The 12520-nt window shown below is 49.4% G+C and carries 11 protein-coding genes; 9 read left to right on the top strand and 2 right to left on the bottom strand.

All coding sequences use genetic code 11. The features are described 5' to 3' along the window. Positions 1-88: 88 nt before the first annotated feature. Complete coding sequence (locus tag AC6ESP_RS16465) at positions 89-709, bottom strand: TetR/AcrR family transcriptional regulator (RefSeq protein ID WP_497097810.1); 621 nt, start codon at positions 707-709, stop codon at positions 89-91. Between the two features lie 137 nt (positions 710-846). After that, the gene (locus AC6ESP_RS16460; RefSeq protein WP_497097809.1) at positions 847-2355 is read right to left on the bottom strand and encodes a phytoene desaturase family protein; all 1509 of its coding nucleotides are present in this window, start codon (positions 2353-2355) and stop codon (positions 847-849) included. Positions 2356-2602: 247 nt separating this feature from the next. Here AC6ESP_RS16460 and AC6ESP_RS16455 point away from each other — a divergent pair, with 247 nt between their 5' ends. The 9 genes from AC6ESP_RS16455 (at position 2603) to AC6ESP_RS16415 (ending at position 12479) form a co-directional block, all read left to right on the top strand. After that, the gene (locus AC6ESP_RS16455; RefSeq protein WP_497097808.1) at positions 2603-3709 is read left to right on the top strand and encodes a glycosyltransferase family 2 protein; all 1107 of its coding nucleotides are present in this window, start codon (positions 2603-2605) and stop codon (positions 3707-3709) included. Then, a complete protein-coding gene (locus tag AC6ESP_RS16450; RefSeq protein WP_497097807.1) occupies positions 3706-4239 on the top strand; it encodes a glycosyl-4,4'-diaponeurosporenoate acyltransferase CrtO family protein in 534 nt (177 codons plus the stop codon). The genes AC6ESP_RS16455 and AC6ESP_RS16450 overlap by 4 nt, the downstream gene beginning before the upstream one ends. Positions 4240-4432: 193 nt before the next feature. Continuing rightward, positions 4433-5992, top strand: a complete 1560-nt coding sequence (locus AC6ESP_RS16445) for a phytoene desaturase family protein (RefSeq protein ID WP_497097806.1) — start codon at positions 4433-4435, stop codon at positions 5990-5992. After that, on the top strand, positions 5983-7473 hold the full coding sequence (locus AC6ESP_RS16440; protein ID WP_497097805.1) for a phytoene desaturase family protein: 1491 nt from the start codon (positions 5983-5985) through the stop codon (positions 7471-7473). Before AC6ESP_RS16445 ends, AC6ESP_RS16440 begins: the two co-directional genes overlap by 10 nt. 49 nt (positions 7474-7522) lie before the next feature. Continuing rightward, entirely contained in the window at positions 7523-8392 is an 870-nt protein-coding gene (locus AC6ESP_RS16435) for a phytoene/squalene synthase family protein (RefSeq protein ID WP_497097804.1), read from the top strand. Further along, the gene (locus tag AC6ESP_RS16430; protein WP_497097803.1) at positions 8392-9117 is read left to right on the top strand and encodes a carotenoid biosynthesis protein; all 726 of its coding nucleotides are present in this window, start codon (positions 8392-8394) and stop codon (positions 9115-9117) included. The genes AC6ESP_RS16435 and AC6ESP_RS16430 overlap by 1 nt, the downstream gene beginning before the upstream one ends. Then, positions 9086-9844, top strand: coding sequence for a lysophospholipid acyltransferase family protein (locus AC6ESP_RS16425; RefSeq protein WP_497097802.1), 759 nt, complete (start codon positions 9086-9088; stop codon positions 9842-9844). The genes AC6ESP_RS16430 and AC6ESP_RS16425 overlap by 32 nt, the downstream gene beginning before the upstream one ends. Continuing rightward, on the top strand, positions 9820-10998 hold the full coding sequence (locus AC6ESP_RS16420; RefSeq protein ID WP_497097801.1) for a glycosyltransferase family 2 protein: 1179 nt from the start codon (positions 9820-9822) through the stop codon (positions 10996-10998). The genes AC6ESP_RS16425 and AC6ESP_RS16420 overlap by 25 nt, the downstream gene beginning before the upstream one ends. Beyond that, on the top strand, positions 10995-12479 hold the full coding sequence (locus AC6ESP_RS16415) for a phytoene desaturase family protein (protein ID WP_497097800.1): 1485 nt from the start codon (positions 10995-10997) through the stop codon (positions 12477-12479). The genes AC6ESP_RS16420 and AC6ESP_RS16415 overlap by 4 nt, the downstream gene beginning before the upstream one ends. Positions 12480-12520: the final 41 nt, after the last annotated feature.

Raw genomic sequence — 12520 nt, 5'->3', positions numbered from 1 at the left:
TTATTATTTTAGTTGATTAAACGTACGGTGAATGAAATGGGATAAAAAATACCTTGAAAGCGAATCCTATAAAAAATTCATCCGCTGCTCAAGGATTTTTCCATAAAGCTATCGTATAATCGACAATCTCTTCTTGATCCTTCTTCAGATTATTTGACTCCTCGTTTAGCTGAATACCAATAATGGAAGCGAAGATGGACTGCAGGCCCATTGAAATAAACTGTCTGGTCGCCATCGCGAAGTTAAGCTGCCGGATTTCTCCTCGTTCATGCCTTATTCTAAGGAATTCGATCATAATCTGGTTTTGTTTGAGGAAAAAGTCTGACATCCTGTCGCCTTCCTCCAAAGCAAGCAATTCCTTTTCCCGCATCAATATCTTCGTGAAATCCTTATCTTCCATGAAGAGGGAGTAGAGTCTCTCGTAGATGGTAAGAAGTGCTTCTCGTAATTCCATCTGCTCAATCGTCACTCGTGTCTGTTGAAGAGCTTCGATTCTTAGCTGCATACTTTCCTGAAGCAGCACGGACAGAATTTCACGCTTGCCCCCGGGGAAATAATGATAGAGAATACCATCTCCCATCTTCAGCTCCCGATTAATGGCTCGGACAGGCGTAGCATGGTAACCATTCTCGGCAAACAAAGCTTTAGCAGCCAGAAGCAGCTTCTCTCGCGTCTCAGCGGCTTGTTTTTTACGAGTATTGCGTGCCATTGACCTAACCTCCTCCTTTCATTTCGTTGAGCGATCGTTTAACGAAATTATAGTTGGGGCTATGTGCAAAGTCAAGGAGCTTTCATTCCCAAGAGCAATAAAGCGGAATACTCATCCATCGTATTCCGCACATAGCACTACACGGATTTCTTGGCGGCGTGTACGCCCGTATGCTCCCTAATCATATCAGCAGTCAGCTGGCCAGACAGCGTGACCATCGGAACACCGCCTCCAGGATGCGTGGAGCCGCCCACGAAGTAGAGATTATCGACAAGATCGCTTTTGCTAGGGATTTTGAAGCCGCCATTGCGCTTGCGATCCGTTACGACGCCATAGATGGAGCCGCCATTGGCGCCATATAGCTGCTGGAGATCATCTGGTATGAAGCTGTACTCGAATTCGATGTGCGAGCGCAGATCCTCAAGTCCCATCCTCTCGAGCTTGTCCAGCACAAGATTGCGATAACGCTCTTTGATTGGCTCCCAGCTCTCGCCTGCTTTGAGCGGAGGGACATGGGTCAGCACGAATAGATTTTCTTTGCCAGCTGGAGCTTGTGTGGGATCAGACTTGCTTGATATGCCAATGTATACTGTAGGGTCATCCGATGGAATGCCAGCTACGAATATATCTTGGAACTCTTTGGCAGGATCATTGGAAAAGAAGAAATTATGGTGCAGCAGCTTGTCATATACTTTGTCGATGCCGAGCAGTAGAACGAGCCCGGATACTGTTGGGGCGTATTTCGTCATTTTTTTGACAGTGCCTGCTGAACCGGGATGCTCGCTAAGAAGCGTGAGATGCGCAGGCACAGCTTCCAGATTAGAGACGATAAGATCAGCAGGAACGATTGTACCATCAGCTAGAGTGACACCTGTTGCTAGAGAGCCTTGTAAGTTGATTCGCTCGACAGATGCAGAGGTGCGCACTTCAACGCCAAGCTCATCAAGCAGCTTCAGCATACCTCGAGCAATATTATGCATCCCGCCCTCTACGTAATAAATGCCCAGCCCAAGCTGCACATGAATTAATTGGGACAATACCGCAGGCGCTGCTCTTGGCGAAGAGCCGATGTACATGATGAAGAAATCGAATAGCTGGCGCAGATGCTTGTCCTTGAAGTGGCGATTCGTTCTCTGGTGCATGGATTTCAGCGGGTCCATCGCAAGCAGCTCTTTCACGGAGTGCATACTTCGGAGATCGCCAAGGTCCTTAAGGTTCTTCTTATAAAAGCTCTTCATGCAGAGGTCATACATTTGCTGACAATATTGCAAATAAGAGAGGAAGCTCTGTGCATCCTCCTCAGATACGCTCTGCAGCTGCTCTAGCATGGAAGGGAGGTCACTCGTCACATCAATAGACACGCCATCCTCGAAGAAGGTACGCCACTGCGGCTCTACACGAACGAGTGTCATATAGTCCTCAAGGCGTCTTCCTGCGCTCGCGAACAGCTGCTCCAGCACCCAAGGCATCGTTAAGATCGAAGGCCCAGTGTCGAAGGTAAAGCCTAGTCCACTGCGGACGTTGAGCTTGCCTCCTGCACGCTCGTTCTTCTCTAATATAGTGACTGGATTGCCATCAGCAGCAAGTCGTATTGCTGCGGACATACCGCCTAATCCCCCGCCAATGACCACAATATTGTTCCCCATTCGTAACATCCTTTCTTCACTTCGTGCGATTTCAACAATTAGATATTCCGTCATGTATAGTTGCTGGATAAAATCAGTATAATATGAAAATAACAATATTTTTCCATATTATAATCTTTACTGGTTTAACCAAATATGGTGAATTTAAAACCTATAGACCGCTCTGAATATGACCATACAAGCGAAACTTAGCGAAGAGAATATTCATGTTGTCAGCCTGGTAGAGAAGAAGAGGTGAGGAAGAAGGATGGTCGTTACACTCGCGTTGATTATTACCGGTTGGATCAGTGGTTGGTTCTTGCTGCTGCGCTTCAAAGGCCTGCCTTCTCCAGTGCTTGCGCAAGAGAGTACAGCCGATATACCGATTAGCGTAATTATTCCAGCACGCAATGAGGCAGCTACTATTGCTAGATTGCTTGAATCTCTAAGTCAGCAGACGCTCCAGCCATTCGAGATTATAGTAGTGGATGACAGCTCGGAGGATCGTACAGCGGAGCTAGCTTCTCTTGCAGGGGCACGTGTTGTTGCTGCTGCAGCTCTTCCTGCTAATTGGCAGGGGAAAAGCTGGGCGTGCTGGAGCGGTGCAAGAGCAGCAGAGGGGGAGCTTCTTGTGTTTCTAGATGCGGACACGGAGCTTAACCCAGAGGCATTATCCATGTTAGTAGCTGTTTCTACGACAAGAGGTGGCTTAATCTCAGTTCAGCCCTATCACCGTACAGAGAAGCCTTATGAGAGCTTGTCGGCGTTCTTCAATATCATTGTGCTTGCAGCCATTGGGGAAGGAGATGCCCGCTCTGGCGCCTTTGGTCCGTGCATCGTCTGCCGCAAGGAAGATTACTTCCGTATTGGCGGACATGAGGCAGTCCGGGATAAAGTGCTTGATAATTATGAGCTTGGTCTATTGTTCTTACGCTCTGGCAGCTCCATTGCGAACTATGCTGGAAAAGGAGCGATTGCCTTTCGTATGTACCCAGGCGGGTTGCGCAGCCTTATAGCTGGATGGAGCAAAAGCTTCGCCACAGGCGCTGTCGCAACTCCGCTATTCGTAATGGCTGCTATTGCAATATGGTTATCGAGCATTGGATCATCCATCACTTTGTGGTTCGGCACCTCTGCAATTGCCTCGCTATCGAACATCGCAGCAATTGGGATCATATATGGGGCATTCGTGATCCAGATGTTCATCTGGCAGCGGCGCGCAGGCGATTTCAGATTCGTTGCTGCTCTGCTGTATCCACTTACTCTGCTTGCTTTTCTTCTGATATGTCTATATTCGTTCTACAGCACCTACCTGATAAGACGGGTGCAATGGAAGGGTCGTTCCTTGTCCACGAACAAAGGAGACCGCTCGTGACCTTGGATCTGCCGCTTCCGCTAGTCACGCTGGTTCTGAACGCGGGTGTGTGGACAGCTGTTCATCTTGGTGTGTCTTATATCTGTATGGGAATACCAGATCGCTGGCTCGAAGGGAATAGGGTTGCAGCGGAGCGGACTTCCTCCTTCAGGGACAAAGATTGGGAGGAACGCTTTTACGAGAGGGTGCTGCGCATTCGCGAGTGGAAAGACCAAGTGCCGGACGGAGGAAAGCTGTTCAAGGGCGGTTTCTCGAAGAAGAAGCTAACTGCCTATAATCCGGCCTATTATCATAAGTATAGATTGGAGACTGTACGCGGGGAGTGGGCGCATTGGCTGTGTATTATTCCTGCGCCGCTGTTTTTTATATGGAATGAGGAAGTGTATGGTTGGCTAATGGTTGTCTATGCGCTAGCTGCTAATCTGCCCTTTATAGCTATACAAAGATATAACCGTATCAGGCTGTATAGAGTCAGCTGCCACTATGCCGACAAAGAGAAAAGACGTTATCAGCAATTTATGGTTGATTAATTAACCTTCCGGTATATATAATAAATATTGAGTTCAATGACATACGTATGAATGGATCAATAACACTATATTCATTGGGGCCCCGATGAATGAATAGGCTAATAAATAAGAGGGTTGTACCGTTGATTATATCGAAGTTGCAGAGAACTGCCGTTATGACAAAAATAAGTTTGCGGGAGAGGGGTTAGCTTAGATGAAGCGGAAGCATGCAGCAATTGTAGGAGCCGGCCCGGGTGGATTAGCGGCAGCGATGCTATTGGCAGGGCAAGGCTATAAAGTGTCCGTATTCGAGAAACAGTCCTATCTAGGAGGCAGAACCTCTAGAGTGCAGCTGGGAGAATATAAATTTGACCGTGGTCCAACCTTTTTCATGATGCCAGGTTTGCTAGAGGAGCTGTTCACCGCGGTTAACCGCAAGCTGAGTGATTACGTAGATCTCATAGAGCTTGATCCTCTGTATAGACTCAAGTTCGGAGATGAATCCTTCGCCCCTTCCCGCAATACGGAGAAGACGGTAGAAGAGATTGAACGTCTATTCCCTGGCAATGGGAAAGGCTATCTGAGGTTCATGCAGGAGGAAGAAATCAAGTTCAATCGCGTATCTCCGCTGCTGCAGCGGCCGTTCACTAAGCCATCCGATTATATCGCTCGTGATGTTTTCGCGGCGTTATCGAGATTGCATGCGACCGACACAGTATATAACCGTCTGTCGCGTTATTTCGATGATGAGCGGCTGAAGTACGCTTTTACATTCCAGGCTAAATATTTGGGGATGTCACCGTGGGAGTGCCCTGGAACCTTCACCATTCTGTCTTACATGGAGCATAAATTCGGTCTGTTTCATCCTGTAGGCGGCGTCAATCAGGTATGTGAAGCGATGGCACAGGTGGTGTGTGAATATGGCGGGACGATTACTGCCTCCACTGGCGTGAAGCAAGTACTGACGAAGAATGGCGCGGCAATTGGGCTGCTGCTAGATAATGGAGAGAAGATCGAGGCTGATCATATCGTCTTGAATGCCGATTTCGCTACGGCAATGACAGAGTTGTTCGAGCCCGGTGAGCTGAAGAAGTATGCGCCAGCGAAGCTGGCCAGCAAGAAATACTCCTGCTCCACCTATATGCTCTATCTAGGCGTCAACAAACCGATTGCTATGCCGCATCATAATGTACTGTTCTCTCAAGATTATCGCGCTAATATATCAGAAATTATGGCTAAAAAGGTGTTGTCCAAGGATCCCTCCATCTATATACATAATCCTGGCTCTGTGGATCCTGCGCTTGCCCCTGAAGGTAAAACAGCATTATATGCATTAATGCCCGTGCCGAATTTGACTGGCGATATCGATTGGGAGGAGCAGGGGGAGCGTGTTCGTGAAGCAATGCTTCACCGAATGGAACAGGAGCCTGAGCTGCGCGGAATCTCGAGCGCTATTGAGACTGAAGCATCTATTACGCCGGCAGACTGGCGGGATGAACATGGTGTATACAATGGAGCCACCTTTAACCTCGCCCATTCCTTCGATCAGATGATGATGCTGCGTCCTCATAATAAATTCGAGGAGGTTGGCAATTGCTGGCTGGTAGGCGGTGGAACACATCCAGGCAGCGGTCTTCCGACGATATTCGAATCCGCGCGCATCAGTGTGCGGCTGCTTGTCGAACAGGATAGAAAATCACAGGGTGTAGTAGCAAGAGAAAATAGTTCGGTCGAACATGACATATCGGAAGAGGTGCCTGCTGTATGGGAATAGGAATTGTTGGCGGTGGCGTGGGTGGATTGACGACAGCCCTGCTCCTTAGCCATCAGGGTGTTCAAGTTACGGTGTACGAAAGAAACGATTCACTTGGAGGCAGACTTGCTTATCAGGAGGGTGGGGGTTACCGCATAGATCAGGGTCCGACCATTGTCCTCCTGCCAGAGATGATACTGTCTATTCTACAGGAGGGCGGTATTGAACGATCACGAATTCCTCTATTGGAATGTGACCCGCTCTACAAGATTCATTATGCGGATGGAACGCATCTAGTGAAGCATCGCAGCATGGAGAGGCAGCTGGAAGAGCTGAACGCCAAATTTCCCGGAGAAGCAGAAGGGTTCCGCAAATTCATGCGGGACATGGAGGCTTCATTCATCCAAGGGAAGAAAGCCTTCCTGGATCGGCCTTTTCTTCGTAAAAGCGAATTTTATACGGTGCGGAATCTAACGTTATTAACGAAATTGAAAGCTTACAAGAGTGTGCGCGCATTGGCAGGACAGTATTTCACAAGTGAGAAGCTGCAGGACGCTTTTTCCCTTCAAACCTTATATATTGGCGGTGCCCCATTCCAATCTCCAGGTCTCTATTCACTGCTTCCTTATGCCGAACATGCTTATGGGGTCTGGTATTTAAAGGGGGGCTATGCAGGGCTGGTGGGGTTGCTGGAGGAAGAGCTTGTGAAGCGTGGGGTAGTGATGAAGAAGAATATGGCAGTAGAGAGCCTGTTGATTGAGAATGGAAGCTGTGTGGGAGTTGTTACTGCGCAAGGGAAACAGCTTCACGATGCTGTTGTGTACAACGGGGAATTCCCTTCGATGAATGCTCTTCTTCCGCAAGCGGTACGACCGCCAGCCAAATCCTATAAGCCGTCATCTGGCTGCGTTCTCGTATATTTGGGCTTGAACCGGCAATGGCCGGAAGCTGGGGTTCATCAGTTTTTTCTACCGTCGTCTCTGACGACAGGCCTTCAGCAGATTTTCAATGAGGGTAAGCTTCCTGATGACCCATCGTTCTATGTCTTCTATCCTTCAGCGATCGATCAGGATGCAGCGCCAGCAGGGGAGAGTGTAATGTATATGCTTATTCCAGTTCCTCATGTTGGCAAGGTGGATTGGAGGTATGAAACATCCTCGTTGGTTGAGCATGTGCTAACCGGGGCGGAGCGACGTGGATTCCCGGGTCTGCGCAAGGCTATCCGCTGGATGGATGTAAGAACGCCGGCGGATTCGGATGCGGAGGGACTCTATCAGGGGGGCAGCTTCGGCATTGCTCCGCTGTTAACGCAATCTGCTGTTTTTCGCCCACAAATCGTTCCTTATCCAATTGAACAACTATACGCTGTTGGGGCTTCAGTTCATCCTGGAGGCGGAATCCCGATCGTCATGCAAGGGGCGAAGCTGCTGGCTTCACGAATACTTGAGCAGACAAGCTGCGGAGTGCCGGTTAACGATTCGGTCGCAGTACACTCCATATAACGTTGCGAGCAACACATAAACACATATTACAGCCCTATAGGAGGAGCCTATGGACATAGTAAACAGCCTTGCCCAGTGTGAAAAGATGATTCGTCAAGGTTCATCAAGCTTCTATAAAGCATTCAGCTACTTGCCTAGTCCTAGAAAAGAAGCGGTGTATGTCATCTATGCCTTCTGTCGCTTAATTGACAATTCGGTTGATGAGCCTGAGAGCTCGCCTTATACGATTGATGAGCTCGAGCAGCTATTCACACAGCTCGATAAGGCCGAGGGTCATTTCATATGGCCAGCTCTCAGATGGCTGTTTCATCATTTTCCGATTAGCAAGAACCCGTTCTTCAATCAGATGGAGGGGCAGCGTCGTGATCTGCACTTGACCCAATATGAGACGATGGAGCAGTTCGAGGACTATTGTTATCTAGTAGCTGGAACTGTAGGAGAAATGCTGCTGCCCGTGCTTCATGATGCTCCTAATCATCAGGTGGTAGAAGCCGGCATTTATTTGGGAAAAGCGATGCAGATCGTCAACATTGTGCGTGATGTCGGCGAAGACCGTGAGCGGGGACGGCGATATTTGCCGCTTGAATTGATGAACCGCCATGGTTATAGCATCCGCTCATTCGAGAAGAGCGTAATCGATGACTCCTTCCGCTCGATGGTGCAGGAGCTCGGCAGCCTTGCCAGCAGCTGGTTCGAGCGGGGGCTGCATGATCTTGGCAGCTATCCTGTCTCAAGCGCGTTCTCGGTTGAGCTGGCTGCTGGATTCTATAGAGCGATTCTAGATAAGGTCGAGGAGAACCGTTATCAGGTATTCAAACGTCGGGCAGTCGTTAGTATCGTTGCGAAGATGAGTATATACCAGAACGTCAAGGCCAAATACCCGGTTGTGACTCTAGAAGAAAGCGGAGCGGTTTCGTAATGTTGCGTATCGTCTTTCTATTCTGGTATGTTGTTGGCCTGCTTCTCATGCTTACGGTTGGTGTGCCAGCTCCTCTTGCTTTCTCGAACGGCTTGTTTCTCGTATTCTTTGCTCTCTATGCGATCGATATAGAAGGAAGAATGGGTGAAAAGCCAAGTGTTAGATGGCCTAGAATTGCAATTGTCGCTGTCGTAACCTTCGGAATAGAATGGCTCAGCGTCATGACCGGCTGGCCGTTCGGCTCTTATCATTATTCTTCGATTCTAGGTATTCAGCTAGGAGGCGTTCCCTTAACGATCGCATGTGCTTGGATTGGCGTATTGCTTAGTGCGATTATGCTTGCGCAAGGACAGTCGAGGTGGGTTAGAGCTGTTCAGGCAGGAATGTGGACGGTTGCCTTCGATCTTGTGCTTGATCCGGTCGCCTTCGCAAGAGGGTTCTGGACGTGGGAAGGAGAAGGCTTTTATTTCGGTGTTCCGATCACTAACTTCATCGCTTGGTTCATCATCTCGGCAGGGCTTTCTCTGCTGTTCCCGTCACGCTCCATTCCCCATAAGGCTCGCAAAGAGGCAGTGCGGCTATCGCAGCTCATGCTGCTTATGTTCGGCATACTTGGCTTAAAGGAAGGAATGTTCGTTCCTATGCTTGTAGCCGTTGTTGCAGCAGCCGCAGCAGAAGGGACGGTCATCCGCTATGATACCAGCGCAAAAAAACAAGCGATTTGAAGTGATATTCGTCCGATATAACGAGCGTTATTTATTGCGCCGACAATTCCATACCCTATTCCGCCGGGGTGATGTGAATCAGGTAGAGAATGAAGGCAAGCCTGTTCTCTATATCATGAATCACAGCTCTTGGTGGGATGGGTTAGTTGTCTATCATTTGATTCAACAGGATAAGAAAAGAGAACATTATATGATGATGGATGAGAAGCAGATGAGGCAATATCGGTTCTTTCGCAAAATCGGAGCTTTCTCGGTCGACAAAACGAGTATCAAGGGAATTACTGAATCCCTTCGTTACGCTGTATCTCTGCTGGAGCAGAGAGAGGCTGTATGGTTGTTTCCGCAGGGCGATATCTATCATCAGGAGCTTCGGCCGCTTCAATTCGCTAGTGGCATAGGCTATTTACTGGAGCGCTGTCCCGAGACGATTGTTCAGCCAGTAACTGCTTATTATTCGATGACGGTACACCAGAAGCCTGTCGCCAGTCTTTGGTTGGGAGAGCCGCTGGAGCTGGATTGGGCAGGGCTGGGGCGTAAAGCGGCTGTGGAGCTGCTGCGTAATCGGCTGGAAAGACAGCTGGACGAGCATCGTTCCATTACACTGAAGACGGGAGATGGACATGCTGAAGGATTTGTTCGAGCATTAGCGGGTCGTAGATCCATTAATGAGACTTTTGATCGGTTCGTAAGGAGGGCAGCAAGTTGGAAATCATTCTTTGGGCGATAGCTGGCGGCCTGCTGCTACAGCTTCTGTTCGTACTATGGAATCTAAGCCAATTGCCGCTTCTCGGAGGGGAGACAGATACAGGCAGCAGGTGGCTGCATGCTTCTGGCGTGAAGCCCAGGCTGTCTATTCTTATTCCTGCGCGGAATGAAGTGGATAACATCGAAGCCTGTGTCCAATCCGTTCTCCAAGAGCGATCCTCCCTCATTGAAGTTCTCGTCTTGGATGATCAATCAACAGATGGCACAGGAGCATCGGCTATTGCAGCTGCTAATGGGGATGAGCGCTTCACCCTACTGGCAGGGAAGCCGGTTTCCCCAGGATGGATGGGCAAATCCTATGCCTGTCATCAGCTATCACAGGCTGCGCGCGGTGAATGGTGGCTGTTTCTTGATGCAGATGCACGCCTGGAGCCTGGAGCTCTTACAGAAGCAATGTCTACAGCGTTAGCTCAGGGCGATGGGCTTGTTACCGGATTCCCGTATCAGGAGACAGGCACTTGGCTGGAGCGGTTGATCGTACCGCTGATGACGTTTATGATTGCTTGCCATCTGCCTATTCGTCTAGTTCGTTCATCGTCTGATCCGAGGTTCGTTGCAGCACATGGAGCGTTTATGCTTATTCAAGCAAAGACCTATGAAGCTATTGGTGGTCATGCTGCCTTCAAATCACATTTGGTTGACGATATGCAGCTTGCACGCGCGGTGAAGAAGGGTGGCTACCCGGCTACCTTGGCGGATGTTACGAGCTCTGTGAGGATGCGGATGTATAAAGATACAGCAGGGGTATGGAATGGCTATAAGAAGAATATATTCGCGGGCATTGGCAGGAATGTGGTGCTGCTCTTCTGTTTAGTTCTTTTCTATTCGTTATTTTATTTGCTGCCTCCAGTGGCAGTGTTTATTGGGATGCTTGCTTATTGGTCAGGAGATGCATATTGGCTGACAGCTGCTCATGTATGGCTGCTGCCAGCTGCTATCGGATGGCTGTTAGGCGTCTTCATTAAGCTAGCCATTGATCGTCGTAATGGTCAGCCGCTCTGGCTGGCATTGCTGCTTCCTGCCGCTATAATCGCTCTGATAGGCATTGCTATAGGATCTTGGCGTGATGCGGGAGCTGGGCGCGGCTATATATGGAAAGGCAGGCGTTATTCATGAAGAAGGTCATTGTCATTGGCGGCGGAATAGGCGGCTTGTCAGCCGCTATTCGGCTCTCTCATGCTGGATTCAAGGTTACTGTGCTGGAGCAGCAGGCTGCAGTCGGCGGCAAGCTGCAGCGGATTAAGCTTGGAGACTATCACTTTGACCGTGGCCCAAGTACAATTACGATGCCGCATGCATTCCAGAGTGTGTTCGCTTCCGTCGGCCGCCGAATGGAGGATTACTTGACCATGTACCGGCTGGAGACAGGCACGCGCAATCGATTCGGTGACGGAACGATTGTGAATCTCTCCTCTGATTCTGCCCGGATGGAAGAGCAGATTGCAGCTTATAGTCCGGAGGATGCGAAGCAATATCGAGCTTTTATGAAGGAATCAGAAACTCTATACCGACTTGCCGAGCGGCATTTCATGAACAAGATGCTGCTCTCATGGAAGGATAAGCTGCAGCCGGGGCTAGCTGCGGCCTTTGCGCGGATAAGGCCGTTAACGAAGCTGGATGGCTTATTGAACAACTATTTTCGCCATCCTTACACGCATGCATTGTTCGGCCGTTACGCAACGTATGTAGGCTCTGAACCGAGCCGCTCACCAGCCATATTCGCGATGCTGCCCCATATCGAAGCCGTGCTTGGTATTTATGGCGTTCGCGGAGGGACCTACAGTATTGTTGAGGCATTATTGCGACTTGCAGAGGAGCTTGGTGCAACGGTGCGAACCTCGATCCGTGTAGAACGAATTATGTCGCATGATGGGCATGTGTCCGGTGTGGTGACAGATGAAGGCTTTATGCCTGCGGATGTTGTGCTTGCTAATGGAGATGTGTTGTCTGTCTGTAGGGACTTGATCAGTGAAGAGGCTAGACCTTCGATGCCTAACAAGAGAATGAACAGCTACGAGCCCTCGCTTTCGGGCTTCGTTACACTTGTCGGCATTAAGCGCAAATACGAGGAGCTGGATCATCACACTGTGTTTTTCCCAGAGAGCTATGGCAGTGAGTTTGGGGATATATTCAGACGCAGGGTAGCGGCTTCTGATCCGGCCATCTATATTTGCCACTCGGGACACTCCGAGCAAGGGATGGCTCCAGAAGGAGGCAGCAACTTATTCATATTAGCTAATGCTCCCTATACCTCAGACAAGTGGAAGTGGGACGGAGAAGCAGAGGCATACCGATCCTCCTTAATGGACAAGCTCGCCAGCTGCGGTATAGGAGGGTTGGAGCAAGAGGCAGAAGAGATGGCCATCTATACACCTGAGCAGCTTGAGCGGGACACTTCAGCTTATCGAGGGGCGATATATGGTATTTCCTCGAATTCCGCAAGACAGACTTTCTTAAGGCCTTCCAATCGAGGTGACCTGAGAGGGCTGTGGTTCGCAGGTGGAACGACTCACCCTGGAGGAGGAACTCCAATGGTCGCGATGTCTGGATTACTGACAGCACAGGCGATTATTAGAGAGTCTGTCTATCCTAACTAATCTATTTCTTTCTCGTGTGCATGAATAAGAAATATTATATA

The organism is Paenibacillus xinjiangensis (assembly GCF_059686975.1).
The sequence above is the reverse complement of the archived record's forward strand: the minus strand, read 5'-3'. Positions and strand labels throughout refer to the sequence as shown.